This window comes from Aeromonas sp. 600724 (genome assembly GCF_049175135.1).
Lineage (GTDB): Bacteria > Pseudomonadota > Gammaproteobacteria > Enterobacterales > Aeromonadaceae > Aeromonas > Aeromonas veronii_A.
In genome coordinates this window covers 1-23,423 of record NZ_JAAKUM010000019.1, presented here as the reverse complement: position 1 = coordinate 23,423, position 23,423 = coordinate 1, and the positions used below count along the sequence as shown (strand labels likewise).

Here is a 23,423-nt window from a genome sequence, read left to right as displayed (position 1 = left end):
GACTAGGGTATTCATGATAACGCGGTTATTAATGCTTGGGTAGCATGCCGATGGCTACTTGCTGTGCCGCAGGGTACGACAGATTGCCCACACTTCCACCTTTGTGATGCCGCTCTCATGGAGCAAACGGCTTAGCTGCCCAGCGGTGGCGCCTGTGGTCACGACGTCATCGAGCAGGGCGACATGACGGTATTGGTGGGAACGGATCCGGAATGCCCCGCGCAGATTGCGCCGCCGCTGCCCGGCGCTCAGGGTTGTTTGCTGCGGTGTTGCCTTGATGCGCTGCAACAGGGTGTTGTCGCAGGGAATGCCGGTGAACTCGCCAAGGGCTTGCGCGATCTCCTCCGCCTGATTGAACCCGCGCCGCCACTGCCGCCACCAGTGAAGGGGAACCGGAATGATCGCTTCTGGCGGATTGCTGCCATCCAGATGATCGGCCAAGAGGCGTGCCAGTAGCGGCGCCAGCAGGATCTGGCCGGAATATTTGAGCCGGGGGATCAGCATGGGGTAGGGTGCCTGGTAGTCGCCGATCACCTGCAACCGCTCCCAGGGGGGAGGTCTGCGCTGGCAGCGGCCGCAGACCGGTATGCTCTCTTCTATATAGTCAGCCAGCGGTGCGGCGCAGAGGCGGCATCTCGGCTGTGGCTGGTGCAGCGCTTGCCGACACCAGCTGCAGAGCAGGGGCTCGTTGTCGCAAGGCTGATGGCAGAGCAGGCAACTCCCTTGCCAGTCACCGTGGCTGCCGAGCAGCGGGCTTGCTTTAGCGAGCAGTCGCTTTAACATGCTGACCCCAAGAGCATGAACAGGGATCTTGAGTCTAGATGAGCATATCGGTAGAGCAGTTTGGCCAGGGGCCCGATCTGGTGCTGTTGCACGGTTGGGGGATGAACGGTGCGGTCTGGCATGGCATTGCCCAACAGTTGGCGCCCCACTATCGGGTTCATCTGGTAGATTTGCCCGGTTTTGGCAACAGCCTGCTGGCAGACGAGGTGGATTACAGCCTGCCCTGGCTTGCCGAGCAGGTGGCCGCCATCTTGCCGCAGAAGTGTCATCTGCTTGGCTGGTCGCTCGGCGGTCTGGTGGCAAGCCAGTTGGCGCTGACGCATCCCGATCGGTTGCACTCCCTGATCACCGTGGCCAGCTCTCCCTGTTTTATGGCCCGCGATGAGTGGCCGGGGATCGCCCCCAAGGTACTGACCGGTTTCAACCAGATGCTGGCAGGGGATTTTCGCCAGACCATAGAGCGCTTTCTGGCGATCCAGGCCATGGGCAGTGAACATGCTCGGGACGATATCCGCCAGTTGCGTCACTGGCTGGCCGAGCGCCCGGCGCCCCAGTTTGCCGCACTCGAGGCCGGGCTGACGCTGTTGGCAGACATTGACCTGCGCGAACCGCTGCGGGAGCTGGATCTGCCCTGGTTGCGGATCTATGGCCGACTGGATTCATTGGTGCCCAAGGCGGCCATTCCCCTGCTGGATGGTCTCTACCATGCCAGCCGCAGCGTGACCCTCAATAAGGCCTCACACGCACCTTTTATCTCCCACCCTGACGAATTCATTGAAATCGTTCGAGATTTTGTTGGCTAAAAAATAGCCGGAAAGCTTCATTAATCCTCTGGTCTGGCGGATAATTAAGCTGTGACCAGAGGAGTAACACCATGCGTATTGATTCTGCTTTCAACAGCGGGGTACAGGGATTTCAGCGAGCCGAGCAGATTGCCGACAAGGCATCCAATCAGATCGCCCGCCTCAACACCCCCAGCGGGGATCAGGTGCAAGTGACCGATGAGCTTGTCAATCTCAAGGTGGCCGAGCAGCAGGCTGGCGCTTCCGCCAAGGTAGTGCAGACTGCCAGCGATATGATGGGAACCCTGATCGACATCCGGGTGTGAGATGAACATCAATGTCAGTCTGCCTCCCCTTATCCCGACACAGCTGCAACCCCAGGTGGAAGCAGCGAGGACGGATAATCGCCGGGCAGAACTGATCCCGCAGGCCCGAGCGGGCCAAGCCTCCGTTGCCGAATCCGAAGTCGGCTCCCAGAAAGAGAAATCCAAAGCCGCTCAGGCCTCCAGCAATCAGACCTCCCAGAACAGCCGTGAAACCGGACAATTAGCGCCGACGACACTGCCAGACAATCGCTTTGTTGAGGCCACCGGTGAGGATGGGCAGCGCAAGCAGCAAGATCCCAAACAGCAGGAGCAGCAACAGCGGCAAGAGCAGCAGGTTCAGGATCTTGTCGAGCGTGACAAGGAGGTGCGTACTCACGAGCAGGCTCACCAGTCTGCGGGTGGAGAGTACGCCAGCTCGCCCACCTATCAGTTTACGCAAGGGCCGGATGGCAAGCGTTATGCTACGGGTGGCGAAGTCCAGATCGATACCAGTGTCGTACCCGGTGACCCTGCGGCTACCATCTCCAAGATGCAGCAGATCCGCTCTGCAGCGCTGGCGCCTGCCGAGCCTTCCGCGCAGGATTTGGCCGTTGCACGCAGCGCCGCCGCGAGTGAAGCCAAGGCGCGCAAAGAGCTGATGGCCGAGCAGAGCGCGAAATCGGGCGGTGTGCTGAGTGCCTATATGGACAAGCGCAACAGCGTCATCGCGAGCCACTATCAACAGGCTGTCAGCCCAGCCTCTACCCAGTCCCTCAGTCTGCATATCTGAATCACCCTCGCCAAACTTTCAGCTGCTTTGCCTGTTTTGCAACTAACCTGAAGATCAGGCCCATTCCAATTTCACAGGAGCTGTCATGCATTTCGATGAAGTCAAAGCGGAAGATTTCACCACCTTCTCCCGTGTACCGCCCCCCCACCTGCAGATGGAGCAGTTTCTGATGCAGCTCGGAGGAGGGGGAACTGAAGGAACCCATTTCAAGAAGAAAGTGATGCTGGCGGCTGGCTGGAGCCACACCGGCGTCGTCTCTTACGGCAAGTATCCGCAAGAGGCCTGCAAGGCATTCAACCGACTGCGGGAGGTGCTGGCCCAGCATGGAGAGCCCGAGAGCATTCTTGCTGCCCTGGCGCAGTAATCCTGAGCTTCGCGTGTAAAAAAGCCCCTTGTGGGGCTTTTTGCATTCAGAGGACTTCTGGAAGGTTTCGCTACTTTTTCGCTTTGGAGAGCGCTGCCGCGAAGGCGTTGCCCATGGCACCACCCATAGGGGGGCTTTGGCGCGGCTCATTTCTTGGTTTGGTGTTGCCAGCACAGCTGTTGCGCGCTTCAGCCGGCTTGCGGGCGGGCTGCCCTGCCTTTTCGTCGAGGCGCATGGTCAGGCTGATCCGCTTGCGCGGGGCGTCCACCTCCAGCACCTTGACCCGCACAATGTCGCCGGCCTTGACCACCTCACGGGGATCCTTGACGAAACGGTCGGTCAGGGAGGAGATGTGCACCAGCCCGTCCTGATGAACACCGATATCGACGAAGGCGCCGAAGTTGGTGACGTTGGTGACCACCCCTTCCAGCACCATCTCGGGCACCAGGTCGCTGATCTGCTCCACCCCTTCCTTGAAGGTCGCTGTTTTGAACTCGGGGCGCGGGTCGCGGCCCGGCTTGTCCAGCTCGCCGATGATGTCGGTGATGGTGGGCACGCCGAATTGCTCATCGGTGTAATCGGCCGGTTTCAGGCTGCGCAGCAGGCTGCTGTTGCCGAGCAGGCTCTCCACGGTCTGCTCCAGCTTGGCGAGGATCCGCTCCACGACCGGATAGGACTCGGGGTGTACAGCCGAGCTGTCGAGGGGATTGCTGCCGCCGCGAATGCGCAGGAAGCCGGCGCACTGTTCGAAGGCTTTTGGGCCGAGTCGGCTCACTTTCAGCAATTGCTGACGGCTCTTGAATGCGCCGTGCTCATCCCGGTAGGCGACGATGTTCTGGGCCAGCGTCTGGGAGAGGCCGGAAACCCGGTTGAGCAGGGCGACCGAGGCGGTATTCACATCCACACCGACCGCGTTCACGCAATCCTCGACCACGGCATCCAGCCGGCGGGCCAGCTGGCTCTGGCCGACGTCGTGCTGATACTGGCCCACCCCGATACTCTTGGGATCGATCTTGACCAGCTCGGCCAGCGGGTCTTGCAGGCGGCGGGCGATGGAGACGGCGCCACGGATCGAGACGTCGAGATCCGGGAACTCCTGAGAGGCAAGCTCGGAGGCGGAGTAGACAGAGGCCCCCGCTTCGCTCACCACTATCTTCTGCGCCTTGGCGGCGGGGTAGCGCTCGAACAGGTCGCTGACCAGCCGGTCGGTCTCCCGCGAAGCGGTACCGTTGCCGATGCTGATGAGCTCGACCTTGTGTTTCTGGCACAGCTCGCTCAGGGTCTTGAGGCTCTGATCAATCTGGCGTTTTGGTTCGAACGGATAGATGGTGGCGTGATCGACCAGTTTGCCGGTGGCATCCACCACGGCAACCTTGACCCCGGTGCGGATGCCCGGATCCAGCCCCATGGTGCAGCGCATGCCCGCTGGGGCCGCCATCAGCAGATCCTTGAGGTTCATGGCGAACACCTTGATCGCCTCCTCCTCTGCCGACTCGCGGATGCGACCGATCAGCTCGGTCTCCATTTGAAGCGACAACTTGATCTTCCAGGTCCAGCTCACTACCCCCTGCAGCCATTTGTCGGCCGGGCGGTTCTGCAGATTGAGCTTGAGGTGGTGGGCAATGATCCCTTCGCAGGGGCTGGCACTCTCGTCGTCACCGGTGACCAGCGCCAGATTGAGGATCCCCTCATTGCGGCCGCGCAGCATGGCCAGCACCCGGTGGGAGGGGGCCTTGTGCAGGGGTTCGTCGTGTTCGAAATAGTCCTTGAACTTGGCCCCTTCCTGCTCCTTGCCTGCCACCACGCGGGCGCGCAGGGTGGCATTTTGCCACAGGTAGTCGCGCAGCTTCTCCAGCAGGTCGGCCTGCTCGGCGAAGCGCTCCATCAGAATATAGCGGGCGCCGTCGAGGGCAGCCTTGCTGTCGGCAATGCCCTGTTCGGGATTGAGGAAGGTGGCTGCAGCTTGCTCGGGATCCTGCATCGGGTCGCTGAGCAGCAGGTTGGCCAGCGGCTCCAACCCGGCTTCGATCGCCATCTGCCCCTTGGTGCGGCGTTTGGGCTTGTAGGGGAGGTAGAGATCTTCCAGCCGGGTCTTGCTGTCGGCACCATTCAATTCGCGCATCAGCTCGGGGGTCAGCTTGCCCTGCTCTTCGATGGAGCGAATGATCACCTGACGGCGATCTTCCAGTTCACGCAGATAGCCGAGGCGGCTCTCTAGGGTGCGCAACTGGCTATCGTCCAGACCGCCGGTCACCTCTTTACGGTAACGGGCGATAAAGGGCACGGTCGAGCCTTCATCCAGCAGGCGCACTGCGGCCTGCACCTGCTCCGGGCGAGCATTGAGCTCACCGGCAATCTGTCTCTCTATGGTTTGCATCATGATGTTGTTGAGGGCCTCTGTGGTCGAGTCCGCGCCATCAGGCGCCAAGTGTGAGCACTATATGGGGTCGTGTTGCGGGATGCCACCCTGCGCCGGGGTCTGCACCCGTCAGACTGATAAGTCGCAGGGGAGAGCGCATATCTTGCCATTGCACCTGTGACTCAGGATGTGCCTGTGGCAAGCAGCTCACCAGTAGTCCGGCTATTTGGGGTAGCTGATCTCGTTGATATACCAGCAGACGTCACCAACTGGCGTACGGACGATGGCTTCATCACCGACCTCTTTCTTGAGCAGGGCGCGGGCCATGGGGGAGTCGATGGAGATGTAATCCTTGCGCTCGAAGATCTCGTCATAGCCGACGATGCGAAAGCGCTTGGTCTCGCCCTCTTCGTTTTCCACCTCGACCCAGGCACCGAAGAAGACTTTGCCCTCCTGCGCGGGGGCATAGTCGACGATCCCCAGCTCTTCGAGACATTTGCGCAGGTAACGCACCCGCCGATCGATCTCCCGCAGTCGCTTCTTGTTGTACTGGTAGTCGGCATTTTCGCTGCGATCCCCCAGGCTGGCGGCCCATGCCACCTTTCTGGTGACCTCGGGGCGCTCCTGACGCCAGAGGAAATCGAGCTCTTCTTTCAGCTTGTTGTAGCCTTCGCGGGTGATCAGCTTTGTCTTCATGGTGATGCGGACCTGGTCAAAGAGGGGTAATCATCGCTAACTGCTCGGGAATATTAGCTTTTGTCCTCCTTCTGTCGAGAGAAATTGCGCCAGCTTGGCGGGAGCCATTCAGCGGTACTGGTCTGGAGGAGGGCTTGACGGCCGTCACGCTCTGATCATGGGTAATAACCGGTAACATATTTATGCTTTTCTCCCGCGATATCCCCCCCTAGTATGGTGGGCAGCGAAAGAATGAAGAGGCAAAGCAATGAGTCAGCAGCAATACAAGGTCCTGGTCGTGGACGATGACCTGAAATTACGTTCCCTGTTGGAACGCTATCTCACCGAGCAGGGATTCGTGGTGCGCGGCGTGGCTAATGGCGAACAGGCCGATCGCCTGCTGACTCGTGAAAACTTCAGCCTGATGGTGCTCGATCTGATGTTGCCGGGGGAGGATGGGCTCTCCATCTGCCGTCGTCTGCGGGAAGCGGGCAACCAGATCCCGGTGCTGATGCTCACCGCCAAGGGGGATGAAGTGGATCGCATCGTCGGACTCGAAATGGGTGCCGATGACTATCTGCCCAAGCCATTTAATCCCCGTGAACTGCTGGCGCGGATCCGAGCTGTGCTGCGCCGCCATACTGTCGAGTTGCCAGGGGCTCCCTCTGCTGCAGAGAAGGTGGTCAACTTCGGAGCCTTCCAACTCAATCTGGCTACCCGTGAGCTTAGCCGGGATGGCGAGCCGATGGCGCTCACCAGCGGTGAATTTGCGGTGCTCAAGGTACTGGTCAGCCATCCGCGCGAGCCGCTTTCCCGCGACAAGTTGATGAATCTGGCACGTGGCCGCGAATATACCGCCACCGAGCGCAGTATCGACGTACAGGTCTCTCGCCTGCGCCGCCTGCTGGAGCAGGACCCGGCCCAGCCCCGCTATCTACAGACCGTCTGGGGTCTGGGGTATGTGTTTGTACCAGATGGTGACGGTGCATGAAAAAGGTCGGCAGCATGTTCTCGCGCATGCTCTGGTTCCTGGCCGCCGTTCTGGTGGTCTATCAAGCGGTCTCCTATGTCACCTTCTACAACTATCTGCTGGCACCCACCGTCAAACAGATCAGTCACCTGCTGGCCAATCAGGTCAAGCTGATCTTTCCGGTCAATACCGAGCAGCTGGCGTTGAGTGAAGATGCCGAGGCGCTGGTCTATGTGACGACCGGTACCGACATCTATACCCAGAGCGAGGCGGTGCAGCATGGCTTCAACGATGCCAAGCCGTACCCCTATCTGGAGGAGAACATAAGCCGCGAACTGGGTGGCCCGGCCAAGGTGCGGGTCGAGATCCAGGATCACTACATCATCTGGATCCAGCCGCCACAGGCCAGCAAAATCTGGGTGCGGATCCCGCTGACCGAGATTGAAGATGACGATATCGAACCCCTCATCATCTATCTGAGCGTGCTGCTGGTGATCACCCTGTTTGCTGCCTGGCGCTTTGCACGCCAGTTGGTTCGTCCGCTCGAGGATCTCGAGGCTGGCGCGGTTGCCGTGGCCAGAGGACATTTCCCCGAGGCGCTGGGGGAGCTGGGGTCACGGGAGGTACGCCGTCTGACCCGCACCTTCAACCATATGTCCCACTCCATCAAGAGCCTGATCGAAGAGCGTAACCTGATGATGGCGGGGGTTTCCCATGACCTGCGAACCCCGCTGACCCGTATCCGGCTGGCTACCGAGATGATGTCCTCCGGTGACGAATATCTCAAGGAGAGCATCAACTCAGATATTGATGAGTCCAATGCCATCATCGATCAGTTCATCGATTACATCCGCCCGGATGAGGGGCAGGCTCCGGTACCTGTCGATCTGACCCAGCTGGTGCACGATACCCTGTTGATCTATTCGGAGCAGGGGCTGGACGTCGATCTGGCGCTGCCACAAGAGGCAGTGCGGGTGGCCTGCAATCCGGTTAGTATCCGGCGGGTGTTGAACAACCTATCAAGCAACTCGCAGCGTTATGGGGCGAGCCGCTTGTATGCCGAGTTGAAGGACGACGGGCACTGGGTGCGCCTGCGCCTATCCGATGATGGCCCCGGTATTCCGGAGCAGGACTACTCCCGGGTGCTCAAGCCGTTTACTCAGGGGAATGTGGCGCGAACTGTTGGCGGCAGTGGCTTGGGGTTGGCCATCGTGGCCAAGATAGTCGCCCAGCACCACGGCACTATCCGGCTGGGAAGCTCGGATCTCGGCGGCCTGCTGGTCGAGATACGGCTGCCGAAACATCAGCCACAGGAGTGGATGGATTGAGAGAAGGGCGTATCCGTGGATACGCCCTTCTGCATGGTCAGCTCTTGGTTTCGACTGATGCACGATAGCGTTTACCGTACTTGAGCTGCTGGATCAGCAGGGCGGCAACGATGAGCGCCAACCCGATGGGGGTGGCCGGATGGATGGTTTCGCCGATCAACAGGTTGAGCAGCACCAGTGAGGCAAACGGCGAGATAAAGATGAGGTTGCTGATGGGGGCCGTGTTGGTGGCATGGCGCAGCGCCATCAGCCAGAGCACGAAACCGAAGCCCATTTCGAACAGTCCCACATAGATGGCACCAGCCCATCCCTGCCAGGCGGTCATGGCAAAATCGGAGAGCAACCAGGTCGCAACGACGATAAAGGGCAGGCTGATCATAAAGCCGAGCAACAGGCTGACGATGGGATCCCCCTGATTGCGGGTGTTGAGGATCCAGTAGCTGGCCCAGATGAGGGTCGAGACCAGTGCCAGCGTCACGCCGAGGGGGTTGTCGAACTGCAGGCCGAATACATCCCCTCTGGTAGCGATCACCAGTGCGCCAAAATATCCCAACACGATGGCGACGCCATCGCGCCGACGCAGCTTCTGGCCGAGAAAGGGGACGGCAAGCAGACTGAGAGTGATAGCCCAAGTGTAGTTGAGGGTCTGTGCCTGCTGGGCAGGCAGCAGGTCATACGCCTTGAACAGCAACAAGTAATAGAGAAAGGGGTTCAGCACACCCAGAGTCAAGTAGTAGAAAGGGCGGGCCTTGATGTAGCTCCCCAGCAGCGGCAGTTTGCCCTGTTTGGCGACGACGGCTGTCAGCGTGAGAGTTGAGGTGAAGGCGGCCACAAGCAACAGTTGCACGGGTTCGAAATAGGCGAGGGAGATCTTGAAGGCTGTGGCGACCGTCGACCAGAGGGCAACGGCGCAAAGGCCATACTGATAGGCTTTCTTTTGATCTTTGAGCATGGGATGTCGTTCCACTGACGGAGGCAAGCGCACAGTCTACCAGTCTGCTTGTAACATTGTCGTTACCTGGGTGTTGGTAGCAGAGTGCGTTGCCGCAGGCGAGATCCATCTGTTACATAAAACTGCGCATAATCTGTTCGCTTTCCCTTGCGCAAATTTGAAAAATCCGTATAATCCCCTCCGCTTACCCATGAGGTAAGCCAGACGATATGTCTGTTGCTGAGTTTCCTGTTTACAGGAGCCAGCCATACAGTCCTCCCGATATGGGGGGAAACGTGAAAAATCACACCTCTGGCGGGAGAAATCTCGGTCGGGCGGTGTTGATTTATGTTCTTTTATCTATTGGAGCTCTGTCAATGCAGAACCAAAGAATCCGTATCCGCCTGAAGGCTTTTGATCATCGCCTGATTGATCAATCCACTGCGGAAATCGTTGAAACTGCTAAGCGCACTGGCGCGCAGGTTCGCGGTCCTATTCCGCTGCCGACTCGCAAAGAGCGCTTCACCGTCCTGATCTCCCCGCACGTCAACAAAGATGCGCGTGATCAGTACGAGATCCGCACTCACAAGCGTCTGGTAGACATCGTTGAGCCGACTGACAAGACCGTAGACGCCCTGATGCGTCTGGATCTGGCAGCTGGTGTAGACGTCCAGATCAGCCTGGGTTAATTACGGAAAGAGGTTGATAACAATGACAATCGGTCTTGTAGGTCGCAAAGTGGGTATGACTCGCATCTTCACTGAAGATGGCGTTTCTATCCCGGTGACTGTTATCGAAGTTGAAGCTAACCGTGTAACTCAGGTCAAATCTGTAGAAACCGACGGCTACAACGCTATTCAGGTTACCACTGGCGCCAAAAAAGCCAGCCGTGTGACCAAGCCGGAAGCTGGCCACTTCGCCAAAGCTGGTGTAGAAGCCGGTCGCGGTCTGTGGGAATTCCGCCTGAACAACGGTGAAACTTTCACTGTTGGTAGCGAGCTGAAAGTAGATCTTCTCGCTGACGTTAAGCTGGTAGACGTTACCGGCACATCCAAAGGTAAGGGCTTTGCTGGTACTGTTAAGCGCCACAACTTCCGCACCCAGGATATGACCCACGGTAACTCCTTGTCTCACCGCGTTCCGGGTTCTATCGGTCAGAACCAGACTCCGGGTCGTGTATTCAAGGGCAAAAAGATGGCTGGTCACATGGGTGCTGAGCGTGTAACGACTCAGAACCTGGAACTGGTTCGTGTTGACGCTGAACGCAACCTGCTGCTCATCAAAGGTGCAGTACCGGGTGCAACCAACGGCAACGTGATCGTCAAACCTGCCGTCAAAGCGTAACGTCTGAGGAGATAGTAATGGAATTGGTAATGAAAGACGCCAAGAGCGCTCTTGAAGTTTCCGAGACTACCTTCGGGCGCGAATTCAACGAAGCTCTGGTTCACCAGGTCGTCGTTGCATATGCCGCTGGTGCCCGTCAGGGTACTCGTGCGCAGCTGACTCGCTCTGAAGTGTCTGGTGGCGGCAAAAAGCCGTGGCGTCAGAAGGGTACTGGTCGTGCCCGTGCTGGCTCCATCCGTTCGCCCATCTGGCGTTCCGGTGGTGTGACTTTTGCTGCTAAGCCGCAAGATCACAGCCAGAAAGTAAACAAGAAGATGTACCGCGGCGCTATCCGTAGCATTCTGTCCGAGCTGGTACGTCAAGAGCGCCTGATCGTTGTTGAGAAGTTCGGCATCGAAGCTCCGAAGACCAAAGAACTGATCGCCAAGCTGAAAGAAATGGAACTGACTGACGTTCTGATCGTGACTGCTGAAGTCGATGAGAACCTGTTCCTGGCTGCTCGCAACCTGTACAAAGTTGACGTGCGTGACGTTGCCGGTATCGACCCGGTCAGCCTGATCGCTTTCGACAAGGTTCTGATGACTGCTGACGCAGTTAAGCAAATCGAGGAGATGCTGGCATGATCCGTGAAGAGCGTCTGCTGAAAGTTCTGAAGGCTCCGCACATCTCTGAAAAGAGCACCATGGTTGCAGAAAAGCAGAACACTATCGTGTTCAAAGTTGCTGTTGATGCTACCAAGGCGGAAGTCAAAGCTGCAGTTGCGAAACTGTTCGAGGTCGAAGTTGAGACCGTCCGTACCCTGAACATGAAGGGTAAGACCAAGCGCGCAGGTGCACGCGTAGGCCGTCGTTCCGATTGGAAAAAGGCTTATGTGACCCTGAAAGCTGGTCAGGACATCGACTTCATGGGCGCAGCCGAGTAAGAGGAGTTCTCAAAAATGGCAATCGTTAAGTGCAAGCCTACTTCTCCGGGCCGCCGCCACGTCGTCAAGATCGTCAATCAAGAGCTGTACAAGGGCAAGCCCTTCGCCGCTCTGCTGGACAGCAAAAGCAAGTCCGGTGGTCGTAACAACAACGGCCGTATCACTACCCGTCATATCGGTGGTGGTCACAAGCAGCACTACCGTATCGTCGACTTCAAGCGCGACAAAGACGGTATCCCGGCTAAAGTAGAGCGCCTGGAATACGATCCGAACCGTACCGCTAACATCGCTCTGGTGTTGTATGCAGACGGTGAGCGTCGTTACATCCTGGCTCCGAAAGGCCTGAAAGCTGGTGACGCGATCGCTTCTGGTGCTGATGCAGCCATCAAGGTAGGTAACGCCCTGCCGATGCGCAACATCCCGGTTGGTTCTACCGTTCACGCTGTAGAGATGAAGCCTGGTAAAGGTGCCCAGCTGGCTCGTTCCGCTGGTACTTTCATCCAGATCCTGGCTCGTGAAGGTAACTATGTAACTCTGCGTCTGCGTTCCGGCGAAGTACGTAAAGTTCTGGCCGAGTGCCGCGCTACCATCGGTGAAGTCGGTAACTCCGAGCACATGTTGCGTCAACTGGGTAAAGCCGGTGCAAACCGCTGGCGTGGTATTCGTCCGACCGTTCGCGGTATGGCGATGAACCCTGTTGACCACCCGCACGGTGGTGGTGAGGGTCGTAACAAGGGCATGCAGCCTGTGTCCCCATGGGGCCAGAAGGCTAAAGGCTTCAAGACCCGTAAGAACAAGCGTACCGACAAGTACATCGTACGTCGTCGTAACAAGTAATTGTTAACATAGAGGAATCACCATGCCACGTTCTCTCAAGAAGGGTCCATTTATTGACCTGCACTTGCTGAAGAAGGTAGAGAAAGCGGTGGAAAGCGGGGATAAAAAGCCGGTTAAAACCTGGTCCCGTCGTTCAATGATCATCCCGAACATGATCGGTTTGACCATCGCTGTCCATAATGGTCGTCAGCACGTTCCGGTTTTCGTTACCGAAGAAATGATCGGTCACAAACTGGGTGAATTCGCACCGACTCGTACTTATCGCGGCCATGCTGCTGATAAGAAGGCTAAGAAGCGCTAAGGGATAAATGATGGAAGCTATCGCTAAACACCGTTATGCCCGTACTTCTGCCCAGAAAGCTCGTCTGGTAGCCGATCAAGTACGTGGTCTGTCCGTAGACAAGGCTCTGAATATCCTGACCTTCAGCCCGAAAAAGGCTGCAGTGCTGGTTAAGAAAGTGCTGGAATCTGCCATTGCAAACGCTGAGCACAACGAAGGCGCCGATATCGACGCGCTGCGTGTTGCTACTATCATGGTCGACGAAGGTCCCTCCATGAAGCGCATCCGTCCGCGTGCCAAAGGTCGTGCGGATCGTATCCTCAAGCGTACCGCTCACATCACTGTAGTGGTATCCGACGCTAAGGCTGGGAGATAAGCAATGGGTCAGAAAGTACATCCTAATGGCATTCGCCTGGGTATTACCAAGCCTTGGAATTCTACCTGGTTCGCGAACACCAAAGACTTCGCTGACAACCTGTACAGCGATTTTCAAGTACGCCAGTTCCTGACCAAGGAACTGAAAAACGCGTCCTTGTCCAAGATCACCATTGAGCGTCCGGCCAAGAGCATCCGTGTGACCATTCACACCGCTCGTCCGGGTGTTGTCATCGGTAAGAAAGGCGAAGACGTTGAGAAGCTGCGCAAAGCTGTAGCCACTATTGCTGGCGTGCCTGCTCAGATCAACATTTCCGAAGTCCGCAAGCCGGAGCTGGATGGCAAACTCGTTGCCGACAGCATCACTTCCCAGCTGGAGCGTCGTGTAATGTTCCGTCGTGCTATGAAGCGCGCCGTACAGAACGCAATGCGCCTGGGTGCCAAGGGCATCAAAGTGGAAGTTTCCGGTCGTCTGGGCGGCGCTGAAATCGCGCGTACCGAATGGTACCGTGAAGGTCGTGTGCCGTTGCACACCCTGCGTGCCGACATCGACTACGCAACTTCTGAAGCCCACACCACTTACGGTGTGATCGGCGTTAAAGTTTGGATCTTCAAGGGCGAAGTTCTGGGCGGTCTGGCTGCTGTTAACGCTGCCGCTGCTCAAGAGCAAGCTCCTGCAAAGCCCAAGCGTGACAACAAGCGCCGCGCTGCTAAGTAAGGAGATTCGGTAAATGTTGCAACCTAAGCGTACTAAATTCCGCAAGACCCACAAGGGTCGTAACCGCGGTCTGGCCACCTCTGGTAACGAAGTATCCTTCGGTACCTTTGGCCTGAAGGCGACATCCCGTGGTCAACTGACTGCTCGTCAAATCGAAGCAGCCCGTCGTGCCATGACCCGTCACGTTAAGCGTCAAGGTAAGATCTGGATCCGTGTGTTCCCGGACAAGCCCATCACCGAAAAGCCCCTTGAAGTTCGTATGGGTAAAGGTAAGGGTAACGTGGAATACTGGGTTTGCCCGATCCAGCCTGGCAAGGTTCTGTACGAGATGGACGGTGTACCTGAGGCTCTGGCGCGTGAAGCGTTTGCCCTGGCCGCAGCTAAGCTGTCTGTTCAGACCACTTTCGTAATTAAGACGGTGATGTGATGAAAGCCCAAGATCTGCGTCAAAAGAGCGTCGAAGAACTGAACCAGGAGCTGCTGGGCCTGCTGCGTGAGCAATTCAACATGCGCATGCAAGCGTCCACCGGCCAGCTGGCTCAGACTCACACTCTGAAACAAGTGCGTCGTGACGTCGCACGTATCAAGACTGTACTGACTGAGAAGGCAGGTGCGTAATGACTGACAAGATCCGTACTCTGCAAGGTCGTGTAATCAGCGACAAGATGGACAAGTCCATCACTGTTGCTATCGAGCGCAAGGTAAAGCACCCGATCTACGGTAAGATCATCAAGCGCACTACCAAGCTGCACGTACATGACGAAAACAACGAGTGCAAAGCTGGCGACCTCGTGGAAATCCGCGAATGCCGCCCGCTGTCCAAGACCAAGTCCTGGACCCTGGTTGCCGTTGTAGAAAAGGCCTAATCGGTACTTTGTAGTCCAAGCGGCCCCTTTCAGGGGCCGTTTGTTTTTTAGGCTACCTTTTCTGAAAATCCTGTGTTATAGTTTCGCGCCTTTTGAAGGCAGCCAGATCCCATTAGGGATAAGAAGTAAACAAAGCGGAGCACTAAGATGATCCAGATGCAAAGTATGCTGGGTGTTGCCGACAACTCCGGCGCTCGCAGTGTAATGTGTATTAAGGTTCTGGGTGGCTCGCACCGCCGTTACGCCGGCATCGGCGACATCATCAAGGTTTCCATCAAGGAAGCCATTCCTCGCGGTAAAGTGAAGAAAGGTGATGTGTATAACGCGGTGGTCGTACGCACCCGTAAAGGCGTTCGTCGTCCGGACGGCTCTGTCATCCGTTTCGACAACAATGCGGCTGTGTTGCTTAACAACAACCAACAGCCAATCGGTACTCGTATTTTTGGCCCGGTGACCCGTGAACTGCGTAATGAGAAGTTCATGAAGATTGTGTCCCTGGCACCCGAAGTACTGTAAGGAGTCGAACGATGGCAGCTAAAATCCGTCGCGAAGACGAAGTGATTGTTCTTACCGGCAAAGACAAGGGCAAGCGTGGCAAAGTCACTCAAGTCCTGATTGCAAAAGGTAAGGTAATCGTGGAAGGCATCAACCAGGTGAAGAAACACCAGAAGCCGGTACCCGCACTGGGTCAGGCTGGCGGTATCGTCACCAAAGAAGCCCCCATCGATGTATCAAACGTAGCGCTGTTCAACTCTGCCACTGGCAAAGCTGACCGCGTTGGTTTCCGGATTGAAGACGGCAAAAAAGTCCGTTTCTTCAAATCCACCGGCGAACTTGTGAAGTAATTGGAGTTTAACGATGGCGAAACTGCATGATTACTACAAATCCGATGTAGTAAATGAACTGTCCAAGCAGTTCGGTTACAAGACTATCATGCAAGTCCCTCGGATCGAGAAAATCACCCTGAACATGGGTGTTGGTGAAGCGATCTCTGACAAGAAATTGCTGGAAAATGCTGCTGCCGATATGGCTGCCATTTCCGGTCAGAAGCCGCTGATCACCAAAGCTCGCAAATCTGTTGCGGGCTTCAAGATTCGTGAAGGCTACCCGATAGGTTGTAAAGTAACCCTGCGTGGCGAGCGTATGTGGGAGTTCCTGGAACGGCTGATCTGCATCTCCGTACCGCGTATCCGTGACTTCCGTGGCCTGAACGCTAAAGCGTTCGACGGTCGTGGTAACTACTCCATGGGCGTGCGTGAGCAGATCATCTTCCCGGAAATCGACTATGACAAAGTCGATCGCGTCCGTGGTCTGGATATCACCATCACCACTTCCGCGAATACCGATGAAGAAGGCCGTGCTCTGCTGGCTGCCTTTAACTTCCCATTCCGCAAGTAAGGTTAGGGTTATGGCTAAAACATCCATGAAAGCGCGCGAAGCAAAGCGTGCCAAGCTGGTAGCCAAGTACGCGACCAAGCGTGCCGAGCTGAAAGCTATCATCGTTGACATGAACGCTTCTGAAGAAGCGCGTTGGGATGCTGTACTGCAACTGCAACAGCTGCCCCGTGATTCCAGTCCGTCCCGCCAGCGTAACCGTTGCAATATTACTGGTCGTCCGCACGGTTTCCTGCGCAAGTTTGGCCTGTCTCGCATCAAGGTGCGTGAGCATGCCATGAAGGGCGAAATTCCGGGCCTGAAGAAGGCTTCTTGGTAACGAATCTCGGGAGTTAGACTTATGAGCATGCAAGATCCGATCGCGGATATGCTGACCCGCATCCGTAACGGTCAGGCGGCGAGCAAAGTTGCGGTTTCCATGCCTTCTTCCAAGCTGAAAGTGGCTATCGCCAAAGTGCTGAAAGAAGAAGGTTACATCGCTGGCTACTCCGTAGCTGGTGACGTGAAGCCGGAACTGGAAATTGAACTGAAATATTTCCAGGGCAAGCCAGTTGTAGAACTGATCCAACGCGTAAGCCGTCCAGGCCTGCGTATTTACAAGCGCACTACTGATCTGCCGAAAGTTATGGGCGGTCTCGGTGTTGCTATCGTGTCCACGTCTAAAGGTGTGATGACTGACCGTGCTGCTCGCAAAGCAAGCATGGGCGGTGAGATCATCTGCTACGTCGCTTAATAGGAGGTAGGAAATGTCTCGTGTTGCTAAGGCACCCGTCACTATTCCTGCTGGCGTAGAGGTGACTCTGAACGGCCAGGAACTGACCATCAAAGGTGGTAAAGGTTCTCTGGTTCGCTCTATTCACGCCGGTGTAGAAGTGACCAAAGAAGACAATGTACTGAAGTTCGCCCCGCGCAGCAGCATCGCTGGTGCTGACGCTCAGGCCGGTACTGCCCGTGCATTGGTCAACAACATGGTAATCGGTGTTACCCAAGGCTTCGAGCGCAAGCTGCAGCTGGTTGGTGTAGGTTATAAAGCCTCCATCAAGGGCAATGCTGTTGCGCTGGCTCTGGGCTTCTCTCACCCGGTAGAACATGCGCTGCCGGCTGGTGTGACCGCTGAGTGCCCGACTGCTACAGAAATCGTTCTGCGTGGCGTCGACAAGCAGCTGGTTGGCCAAGTCGCCGCCGATATCCGTGCTTACCGCGCTCCGGAGCCCTACAAGGGCAAGGGTGTACGCTATGCCAACGAGCAAGTGCGTACTAAAGAAGCTAAGAAGAAGTAAGGTAACACTATGGACAAGAAAGCAGCTCGTCTCCGTCGTGCTACTCGTGCTCGGAAAAAGATGCAGGAACTGGGAGCTACCCGTCTGGTTGTTCACCGTACCCCGCGTCATATCTATGCGCAGGTTATTGCAGCCAACGGTTCCGAAGTTCTGGCCTCTGCTTCCACAGTAGAGAAAGCCATCAGTGAAGCTCTGAAATACACCGGTAACGCAGATGCTGCTACCGCTGTAGGTAAAGCTATCGCTGAGCGTGCTATTGCCAAAGGCGTTCAGAACGTATCTTTCGATCGTTCCGGTTTCAAGTATCACGGTCGCATCGCTGCCCTGGCAGCTGCCGCACGTGACGCTGGTCTTCAGTTCTAAGCTAGGAGTCGAAGATGGCTAAAGTCGAATCTCAAGCCGGCGAACTGCAAGAAAAGCTCATTGCAGTAAACCGTGTTTCGAAAACTGTTAAAGGTGGTCGTATCATGTCCTTCACCGCGTTGACCGTGGTGGGTGATGGTAACGGCCGTGTAGGTTACGGTTACGGTAAAGCCCGTGAAGTTCCGGCTGCTATTCAAAAAGCAATGGAACAGGCCAAGCGTAACCTGAACAAGGTTGAACTGAACAACGGCACCCTGCACCACCCGGTGAAAGGTGTTCACTCCGGTTCCACCGTGTTCATGAAGCCGGCCTCTCAAGGTACTGGTATCATCGCAGGCGGCGCCATGCGTGCCGTTCTGGAAGTTGCTGGTATCCACAACGTGCTGGCTAAGACCTACGGTTCCACCAACCCAATCAACGTTGTTCGCGCAACTGTAGACGCTCTGGTTCACGGTCAGTCACCGGAACAGATCGCTGCCAAGCGTGGTCTGCGCGTTGAAGAAATTCTGGGGTAATGCGACATGGCTAACACTGTAAAAGTAACTCAAACTCGCAGCTCTATCGGCCGTCTGCCAAAGCACAAGGCGACTCTGCGTGGTCTGGGTCTGCGTCGCATTGGTCACACCGTTGAGCTGGAAGATACTCCTTGCGTACGCGGTATGATCAACCAGGTTTATTACATGGTTAAGGTGGAGGGCTAAGCATGCGTCTGAATACTCTGTCTCCGGCCGCTGGTTCCAAGCGCGTTAAGCACCGTCCGGGCCGTGGTATCGGTTCTGGTCTGGGCAAGACCGGTGGTCGTGGTGTTAAAGGTCAAACCTCTCGTTCCGGTGGCGGTAAAGTCCGCAACGGTTTCGAAGGCGGCCAGATGCCTTTGAAAATCCGTCTGCCGAAGTTCGGTTTCTTCTCTCGCAAATCTTTGGTATCTGCCGAAGTGCGCCTGAACGAAATCGCCCTGGTAGAAGGTGATGTAGTCGACGTGAGCACTCTGAAGCAAGCCGGCGTTCTGACCAAGAACATCGTGTTCGCTAAAGTTGTTCTGTCTGGCAACATTGACCGTGCTGTGACCGTTCGTGGTCTGTCCGTCACCAAAGGTGCACGTGCAGCCATCGAGGCCGCTGGCGGTAAAATCGAGGAATAATCAGTACAATGGCTAAGAAACCAGGATTGGATGTTAAAGCACAGGGTGGTCTGAGTGAACTGAAGAGCCGTCTGCTCTTCGTTCTCGGGGCGATTATCGTTTTCCGTGCAGGCTCTTATGTGCCGATTCCTGGTATTGACGCCGCCGTACTGGCCGAGTTGTTCCAGCAACAGAAGGGCACCATCATTGAGATGTTCAACATGTTCAGTGGTGGTGCACTATCGCGTGCTTCTATTCTTGCGTTGGGGATCATGCCGTACATTTCGGCGTCGATCATTATCCAGCTGCTGACAGTGGTTCATCCTGCTCTTGCTGAACTCAAGAAAGAGGGTGAATCCGGCCGTCGCAAGATTAGCCAATATACCCGTTGGGGCACGCTGGTTTTGGGAACTTTCCAGGCCATTGGTATTGCAACCGGTCTGCCGAATATGATGCAAGGACTCGTGACTCATCCGGGTTTGGGCTTCTATTTCACAGCGGTTGTGAGTCTGGTCACCGGTACCATGTTCTTGATGTGGTTGGGTGAGCAGATTACCGAGCGTGGGATTGGTAATGGTATCTCGTTGATTATTTTCACAGGTATCGTTGCTGGTCTGCCGCATGCCATTGGCGCTACGGCCGAACAGGCACGTCAAGGGGAATTGCACATCCTGCTGTTGTTGTTGCTGGGCTTGATTGTTTTCGCAGTGACTTACTTTGTGGTGTTCGTGGAGCGTGGTCAGCGTCGTATCGTCGTTAACTATGCCAAGCGTCAACAAGGCCGCCAGGTATTTGCCGCGCAAAGCACGCACCTGCCGTTGAAAGTGAATATGGCTGGTGTGATTCCTGCGATTTTCGCATCCAGTATCATCCTCTTCCCGGGTACCATTACCTCCTGGTTTGGTCAGGGTGAGGGTAAAGTCGCTGATATCCTGCAACAGGTCTCTATGGTCCTGCAGCCGGGTCAGCCGCTTTACGAGATGCTGTATGCAGCAGCCATTATCTTTTTCTGTTTCTTCTATACCGCGCTGGTGTTCAACCCCCGCGAGACAGCAGATAACCTGAAGAAGAGTGGAGCCTTTATCCCGGGGATCCGCCCGGGCGAGCAGACAGCACGTTATATCGATAAGGTTATGACTCGCCTGACATTGGCAGGTGCGCTCTATATAACCTTTATCTGTCTGGTACCCCAGTTCCTGATGACTGCCTGGAACGTACAGTTCTACTTCGGTGGCACTTCGCTGCTGATTATTGTGGTGGTTATCATGGACTTCATGGCTCAGGTACAAACCCATATGATGTCTCATCAATATGGTGACGTCCTGAGGAAGGCCAACCTGAAGGGCTACGGCCGCTAAAGGTCGGCGTAGTTACGGAGTTAAGCAATGAAAGTTCGTGCTTCCGTTAAGGCAATCTGCCGTAACTGCAAAATCATCAAGCGTCACGGTGTGGTGCGTGTGATTTGCAGCGAGCCAAAGCATAAACAGCGCCAAGGCTAATTTTTTACGGTTAGTACTTGCAACAAATAGTTGTGCTGGCTAATATAGCCAGCCAACTTTTGTTGTGTATTGGTTGACCGCCACGTATCCGCTCACGGGCTTTGTGGTGGTCGTAATCTACTATATGTAGGAGTGAATAGTGGCCCGTATCGCTGGCATTAACATTCCTGACCATAAGCATGCAGTCATTGCTTTGACTGCGATTTATGGCGTCGGTCGTACCCGCTCCAAGGCCATTTGTGCCGCAGCCGGTATCGCTGAGAATGTGAAAATTAAAGACCTGGACGAAGCTCAGATCGAGAGTCTGCGTGAACAAGTAGGTAAATTCACCGTTGAAGGTGACCTGCGTCGTCAGATTTCCATGAACATCAAGCGATTGATGGATCTGGGTTGCTACCGTGGTTTGCGTCACCGTCGTAGCCTGCCTGTTCGTGGTCAACGTACCAAGACCAACGCTCGTACCCGTAAGGGTCCGCGCAAGGCTATCAAGAAGTAACGGGAAGGTAGAAAATGGCTAAAACTCCGACTCGTGCTCGCAAGCGCGTTAAAAAGCAAGTGAGCGACGGTATTGCGCACGTTCATGCATCTTTCAACAACACAATCGTGACCATTACTGACCGTCAGGGCAATGCTCTGTCTTGGGCTACTTCTGGTGGTTCCGGTTTCCGTGGTTCTCGTAAGTCCACCCCGTTCGCTGCTCAGGTAGCTGCCGAGCGCGCTGGTGAGATGGCCAAAGAATATGGCGTCAAGAACCTGGAAGTCATGGTCAAAGGTCCGGGTCCCGGTCGTGAGTCTTCCATCCGCGCCCTGAACGCGGCTGGTTTCCGCATCACTAACATTACTGATGTGACTCCGATCCCGCACAACGGTTGTCGTCCTCCCAAGAAGCGCCGCGTGTAACGCTGTAGCTACTTGGTCTAGGATTGTTGGAGAAAGAAGATGGCAAGATATATCGGTCCTAAGCTTAAGCTTAGCCGTCGTGAGGGCACAGACCTCTTCCTGAAGTCTGGTGTTCGTGCGATTGATTCTAAGTGCAAGATTGACACCGCTCCTGGTCAGCACGGCGCTCGCAAGCCCCGTCTGTCCGATTACGGTGTGCAACTGCGCGAGAAACAAAAAGTTCGTCGTATCTACGGCGTATTGGAAAAACAGTTCCGCAACTACTACCGCGACGCTGCCCGTCAAAAGGGTAACACCGGTGAAAACCTGTTGCAGCTGCTGGAAGGTCGTCTGGACAACGTCGTATACCGCATGGGCTTCGGTGCTACCCGCGCTGAATCTCGTCAGCTGGTGAGCCACAAGGCCATCATGGTAAACGGCCGCGTTGTGAACATTCCTTCTTTCCAGGTTTCCCCTGAGGACGTGATCTGCGTTCGTGAGAAGGCTAAGAAGCAAGCGCGTATCAAAGCTGCCCTTGAGGTTGCTGGTCAGCGCGAGAAGCCGACTTGGGTAGAGGTTGATGCCGCTAAAATGGAAGGTGCCTTCAAGCGCCTGCCAGAGCGTTCCGACCTGTCTGCCGACATTAACGAACAGCTGATCGTCGAGCTTTACTCCAAGTAAAGCTAGCTTCTAAAGAGAGGACACAATGCTGGGTTCTGTAACAGATTTTCTTAAACCGCGGCTAGTTGACATCGAGCAAGTTAGCCCGACTCATGCGAAAGTGACTCTTGAGCCACTCGAGCGTGGCTTTGGTCACACGCTGGGCAACGCCCTGCGTCGTATTTTGCTGTCTTCTATGCCCGGTTGTGCAGTTACTGAAGTCGAAATTGACGGGGTACTGCATGAGTACAGCAGCAAAGAAGGTGTACAGGAAGACATTCTTGAAATCCTGCTCAACCTGAAAGGTATCGCTGTGAAGCTGGAAGGCAAGGACGAGGTAACTCTGTCCCTGACCAAGTCTGGAACAGGCCCCGTTACCGCAGGTGATATCACTCACGGTGATGAAGTCGAGATCGTAAACCCGGAGCACGTAATCTGCCACCTGACTGGTGCCAATGCTGAAATCAGCATGCGCTTGAAAGTTCAGCGCGGTCGTGGTTATGTGCCTGCTTCTGCTCGTGTTCACAACGATGACGAAGAGCGTCCTATCGGTCGCCTGCTGCTGGACTCCGCGTTCAGCCCCATCGTTCGTATTGCCTACAATGTTGAGGCAGCACGTGTGGAACAGCGTACCGACTTGGACAAGCTGGTCATCGACATGGAGACCAATGGTACCCTGGATCCTGAGGAAGCTATCCGTCGTTCTGCCACTATTCTGGCTGAGCAACTGGAAGCCTTCGTGGATCTGCGCGATGTCAGCGTGCCCGAGAAGAAAGAAGAGAAACCCGAGTTTGATCCGATTCTGCTGCGTCCTGTCGATGATTTGGAGCTGACAGTTCGTTCTGCGAACTGTCTGAAGGCAGAAGCTATCCACTATATTGGTGATCTGGTACAGCGTACCGAAGTTGAGTTGCTTAAGACTCCTAACCTCGGTAAGAAGTCCCTGACTGAGATCAAGGACGTGTTGGCCTCCCGTGGTCTGTCTCTTGGCATGCGCCTTGAGAACTGGCCGCCCGCCAGCATCGCTGACGAGTAATCCAGATTACGGGTTTCACAGATTTAGTTAGAAGGATAAGGTCATGCGCCATCGTTTGAGTGGTCGTCAACTGAACCGGAACAGCAGCCATCGTCAGGCTATGTTCCGCAACATGGCCAGCTCCCTGGTTCGTCATGAGATCATCAAGACGACTCTGCCTAAGGCAAAAGAGCTGCGTCGTGTAGTTGAACCGCTGATCACCCTTGCCAAGACTGATAGCGTTGCTAATCGTCGTCTGGCATTTGCCCGCACTCGCGACAACGCGATCGTGGCTAAGCTGTTCAATGAACTGGGCCCGCGCTACCTGGAGCGCGCCGGCGGTTATACTCGCATTCTGAAATGCGGTTTCCGTGCTGGCGACAACGCCCCTATGGCTTATATTGAGCTGGTAGACCGCCCGGCCGCTGCTGAAGCAGCTGCTGAGTGATAAAGAAAAAGCCGGGCTTGTCCCGGCTTTTCTTTTAATCCATTCTGATACTGCCTCAACTGCCTCAACTGCCTCAACTGCCTCAACTGCCTCAACTGCCTCAACTGCCTCAACTGCCTCAACTGCCTCAACTGC

At 55.8% G+C, this 23,423-nt stretch carries 38 protein-coding genes; 34 read left to right on the top strand and 4 right to left on the bottom strand.

Annotation, left to right across the window (positions count from 1 at the left end; all coding sequences use genetic code 11):
- Positions 1-54: 54 nt before the first annotated feature.
- Complete coding sequence (locus G5168_RS17320) at positions 55-783, bottom strand: ComF family protein (RefSeq protein ID WP_421252503.1); 729 nt, start codon at positions 781-783, stop codon at positions 55-57.
- A gap of 38 nt (positions 784-821) precedes the next feature.
- On the opposite strand from G5168_RS17320, the gene bioH reads away from it, so the two are divergent.
- The 4 genes from bioH (at position 822) to G5168_RS17300 (ending at position 3,024) form a co-directional block, all read left to right on the top strand.
- Entirely contained in the window at positions 822-1,586 is a 765-nt protein-coding gene (bioH, locus tag G5168_RS17315) for a pimeloyl-ACP methyl ester esterase BioH (protein ID WP_421252502.1), read from the top strand.
- A 71-nt stretch (positions 1,587-1,657) separates the two neighbouring features.
- Positions 1,658-1,891: a flagellar basal body rod C-terminal domain-containing protein gene (locus tag G5168_RS17310; RefSeq protein ID WP_005340632.1), complete on the top strand. Its 234-nt coding sequence runs from the start codon at positions 1,658-1,660 to the stop codon at positions 1,889-1,891.
- Position 1,892: 1 nt separating this feature from the next.
- Positions 1,893-2,660, top strand: a complete 768-nt coding sequence (locus G5168_RS17305) for a putative metalloprotease CJM1_0395 family protein (RefSeq protein ID WP_227341578.1) — start codon at positions 1,893-1,895, stop codon at positions 2,658-2,660.
- Positions 2,661-2,745: 85 nt separating this feature from the next.
- Complete coding sequence (locus G5168_RS17300) at positions 2,746-3,024, top strand: hypothetical protein (protein ID WP_042059175.1); 279 nt, start codon at positions 2,746-2,748, stop codon at positions 3,022-3,024.
- Positions 3,025-3,094: 70 nt separating this feature from the next.
- Here G5168_RS17300 and G5168_RS17295 read toward each other — a convergent pair whose 3' ends face one another.
- On the bottom strand, positions 3,095-5,404 hold the full coding sequence (locus G5168_RS17295; protein ID WP_374885142.1) for a Tex family protein: 2,310 nt from the start codon (positions 5,402-5,404) through the stop codon (positions 3,095-3,097).
- Between the two features lie 201 nt (positions 5,405-5,605).
- Positions 5,606-6,079: a transcription elongation factor GreB gene (gene greB, locus G5168_RS17290; protein ID WP_005355349.1), complete on the bottom strand. Its 474-nt coding sequence runs from the start codon at positions 6,077-6,079 to the stop codon at positions 5,606-5,608.
- A 247-nt stretch (positions 6,080-6,326) separates the two neighbouring features.
- On the opposite strand from greB, the gene ompR reads away from it, so the two are divergent.
- Both ompR and envZ read left to right on the top strand, forming a co-directional pair.
- Positions 6,327-7,049 (top strand): two-component system response regulator OmpR, encoded by a 723-nt coding sequence (gene ompR, locus G5168_RS17285; protein WP_005340625.1) that lies wholly within the window; start codon positions 6,327-6,329, stop codon positions 7,047-7,049.
- Positions 7,046-8,356, top strand: a complete 1,311-nt coding sequence (envZ, locus tag G5168_RS17280; RefSeq protein WP_227341576.1) for a two-component system sensor histidine kinase EnvZ — start codon at positions 7,046-7,048, stop codon at positions 8,354-8,356. The genes ompR and envZ overlap by 4 nt, the downstream gene beginning before the upstream one ends.
- A 37-nt stretch (positions 8,357-8,393) precedes the next feature.
- Here envZ and G5168_RS17275 read toward each other — a convergent pair whose 3' ends face one another.
- Positions 8,394-9,308, bottom strand: coding sequence for a DMT family transporter (locus tag G5168_RS17275; RefSeq protein ID WP_227341575.1), 915 nt, complete (start codon positions 9,306-9,308; stop codon positions 8,394-8,396).
- A gap of 356 nt (positions 9,309-9,664) precedes the next feature.
- On the opposite strand from G5168_RS17275, the gene rpsJ reads away from it, so the two are divergent.
- The 28 genes from rpsJ to rplQ all read left to right on the top strand — a co-directional run bounded on the left by rpsJ (position 9,665) and on the right by rplQ (position 23,288).
- On the top strand, positions 9,665-9,976 hold the full coding sequence (rpsJ, locus tag G5168_RS17270) for a 30S ribosomal protein S10 (RefSeq protein WP_005307944.1): 312 nt from the start codon (positions 9,665-9,667) through the stop codon (positions 9,974-9,976).
- A gap of 22 nt (positions 9,977-9,998) precedes the next feature.
- A complete protein-coding gene (gene rplC, locus G5168_RS17265) occupies positions 9,999-10,631 on the top strand; it encodes a 50S ribosomal protein L3 (RefSeq protein ID WP_005340620.1) in 633 nt (210 codons plus the stop codon).
- 17 nt (positions 10,632-10,648) lie between these two features.
- Positions 10,649-11,254: a 50S ribosomal protein L4 gene (gene rplD, locus G5168_RS17260; RefSeq protein ID WP_005340616.1), complete on the top strand. Its 606-nt coding sequence runs from the start codon at positions 10,649-10,651 to the stop codon at positions 11,252-11,254.
- On the top strand, positions 11,251-11,553 hold the full coding sequence (gene rplW / locus G5168_RS17255; protein ID WP_005307955.1) for a 50S ribosomal protein L23: 303 nt from the start codon (positions 11,251-11,253) through the stop codon (positions 11,551-11,553). The genes rplD and rplW overlap by 4 nt, the downstream gene beginning before the upstream one ends.
- Before the next feature lie 15 nt (positions 11,554-11,568).
- On the top strand, positions 11,569-12,390 hold the full coding sequence (gene rplB / locus G5168_RS17250; protein ID WP_005340614.1) for a 50S ribosomal protein L2: 822 nt from the start codon (positions 11,569-11,571) through the stop codon (positions 12,388-12,390).
- A 22-nt stretch (positions 12,391-12,412) separates the two neighbouring features.
- The gene (gene rpsS, locus G5168_RS17245; RefSeq protein ID WP_005307960.1) at positions 12,413-12,691 is read left to right on the top strand and encodes a 30S ribosomal protein S19; all 279 of its coding nucleotides are present in this window, start codon (positions 12,413-12,415) and stop codon (positions 12,689-12,691) included.
- Positions 12,692-12,701: 10 nt separating this feature from the next.
- The gene (gene rplV / locus G5168_RS17240) at positions 12,702-13,046 is read left to right on the top strand and encodes a 50S ribosomal protein L22 (protein ID WP_005319741.1); all 345 of its coding nucleotides are present in this window, start codon (positions 12,702-12,704) and stop codon (positions 13,044-13,046) included.
- 3 nt (positions 13,047-13,049) lie between these two features.
- Entirely contained in the window at positions 13,050-13,763 is a 714-nt protein-coding gene (rpsC, locus tag G5168_RS17235) for a 30S ribosomal protein S3 (protein WP_005307962.1), read from the top strand.
- 13 nt (positions 13,764-13,776) lie between these two features.
- Positions 13,777-14,190, top strand: a complete 414-nt coding sequence (rplP, locus tag G5168_RS17230) for a 50S ribosomal protein L16 (RefSeq protein WP_005340612.1) — start codon at positions 13,777-13,779, stop codon at positions 14,188-14,190.
- Positions 14,190-14,381, top strand: a complete 192-nt coding sequence (gene rpmC / locus G5168_RS17225) for a 50S ribosomal protein L29 (protein ID WP_005307965.1) — start codon at positions 14,190-14,192, stop codon at positions 14,379-14,381. The genes rplP and rpmC overlap by 1 nt, the downstream gene beginning before the upstream one ends.
- Positions 14,381-14,629, top strand: a complete 249-nt coding sequence (rpsQ, locus tag G5168_RS17220; RefSeq protein WP_005307966.1) for a 30S ribosomal protein S17 — start codon at positions 14,381-14,383, stop codon at positions 14,627-14,629. Before rpmC ends, rpsQ begins: the two co-directional genes overlap by 1 nt.
- 147 nt (positions 14,630-14,776) lie before the next feature.
- Entirely contained in the window at positions 14,777-15,145 is a 369-nt protein-coding gene (gene rplN, locus G5168_RS17215) for a 50S ribosomal protein L14 (protein ID WP_005307975.1), read from the top strand.
- An 11-nt stretch (positions 15,146-15,156) separates the two neighbouring features.
- Positions 15,157-15,474 carry a 50S ribosomal protein L24 gene (gene rplX, locus G5168_RS17210; RefSeq protein WP_005307977.1) on the top strand — a complete coding sequence of 106 codons (318 nt, stop codon included), beginning with the start codon at positions 15,157-15,159 and terminating at the stop codon, positions 15,472-15,474.
- Between the two features lie 13 nt (positions 15,475-15,487).
- On the top strand, positions 15,488-16,027 hold the full coding sequence (gene rplE, locus G5168_RS17205) for a 50S ribosomal protein L5 (protein ID WP_005331162.1): 540 nt from the start codon (positions 15,488-15,490) through the stop codon (positions 16,025-16,027).
- Positions 16,028-16,037: 10 nt separating this feature from the next.
- A complete protein-coding gene (rpsN, locus tag G5168_RS17200; RefSeq protein WP_005340609.1) occupies positions 16,038-16,343 on the top strand; it encodes a 30S ribosomal protein S14 in 306 nt (101 codons plus the stop codon).
- A gap of 21 nt (positions 16,344-16,364) precedes the next feature.
- Positions 16,365-16,757, top strand: coding sequence for a 30S ribosomal protein S8 (gene rpsH, locus G5168_RS17195; protein WP_005307980.1), 393 nt, complete (start codon positions 16,365-16,367; stop codon positions 16,755-16,757).
- Between the two features lie 13 nt (positions 16,758-16,770).
- On the top strand, positions 16,771-17,304 hold the full coding sequence (gene rplF, locus G5168_RS17190) for a 50S ribosomal protein L6 (RefSeq protein ID WP_139739779.1): 534 nt from the start codon (positions 16,771-16,773) through the stop codon (positions 17,302-17,304).
- 9 nt (positions 17,305-17,313) lie between these two features.
- Positions 17,314-17,667 (top strand): 50S ribosomal protein L18, encoded by a 354-nt coding sequence (gene rplR / locus G5168_RS17185; RefSeq protein ID WP_005340606.1) that lies wholly within the window; start codon positions 17,314-17,316, stop codon positions 17,665-17,667.
- 14 nt (positions 17,668-17,681) lie between these two features.
- Positions 17,682-18,182: a 30S ribosomal protein S5 gene (gene rpsE / locus G5168_RS17180; RefSeq protein ID WP_005342686.1), complete on the top strand. Its 501-nt coding sequence runs from the start codon at positions 17,682-17,684 to the stop codon at positions 18,180-18,182.
- 6 nt (positions 18,183-18,188) lie between these two features.
- Positions 18,189-18,368 (top strand): 50S ribosomal protein L30, encoded by a 180-nt coding sequence (gene rpmD / locus G5168_RS17175; RefSeq protein WP_005307985.1) that lies wholly within the window; start codon positions 18,189-18,191, stop codon positions 18,366-18,368.
- A 2-nt stretch (positions 18,369-18,370) separates the two neighbouring features.
- The gene (rplO, locus tag G5168_RS17170; protein ID WP_005342691.1) at positions 18,371-18,808 is read left to right on the top strand and encodes a 50S ribosomal protein L15; all 438 of its coding nucleotides are present in this window, start codon (positions 18,371-18,373) and stop codon (positions 18,806-18,808) included.
- 8 nt (positions 18,809-18,816) lie between these two features.
- The gene (secY, locus tag G5168_RS17165; RefSeq protein WP_005307989.1) at positions 18,817-20,145 is read left to right on the top strand and encodes a preprotein translocase subunit SecY; all 1,329 of its coding nucleotides are present in this window, start codon (positions 18,817-18,819) and stop codon (positions 20,143-20,145) included.
- Between the two features lie 27 nt (positions 20,146-20,172).
- Positions 20,173-20,286 (top strand): 50S ribosomal protein L36, encoded by a 114-nt coding sequence (gene rpmJ, locus G5168_RS17160; protein ID WP_005319705.1) that lies wholly within the window; start codon positions 20,173-20,175, stop codon positions 20,284-20,286.
- Between the two features lie 139 nt (positions 20,287-20,425).
- Positions 20,426-20,782 carry a 30S ribosomal protein S13 gene (gene rpsM, locus G5168_RS17155; protein ID WP_005307991.1) on the top strand — a complete coding sequence of 119 codons (357 nt, stop codon included), beginning with the start codon at positions 20,426-20,428 and terminating at the stop codon, positions 20,780-20,782.
- Between the two features lie 14 nt (positions 20,783-20,796).
- A complete protein-coding gene (gene rpsK / locus G5168_RS17150; RefSeq protein ID WP_005307993.1) occupies positions 20,797-21,186 on the top strand; it encodes a 30S ribosomal protein S11 in 390 nt (129 codons plus the stop codon).
- A 39-nt stretch (positions 21,187-21,225) separates the two neighbouring features.
- Complete coding sequence (gene rpsD, locus G5168_RS17145; protein ID WP_005342696.1) at positions 21,226-21,846, top strand: 30S ribosomal protein S4; 621 nt, start codon at positions 21,226-21,228, stop codon at positions 21,844-21,846.
- A gap of 25 nt (positions 21,847-21,871) precedes the next feature.
- A complete protein-coding gene (locus G5168_RS17140) occupies positions 21,872-22,861 on the top strand; it encodes a DNA-directed RNA polymerase subunit alpha (protein ID WP_005307997.1) in 990 nt (329 codons plus the stop codon).
- Positions 22,862-22,904: 43 nt separating this feature from the next.
- Entirely contained in the window at positions 22,905-23,288 is a 384-nt protein-coding gene (rplQ, locus tag G5168_RS17135) for a 50S ribosomal protein L17 (protein WP_005307999.1), read from the top strand.
- Positions 23,289-23,423: the final 135 nt, after the last annotated feature.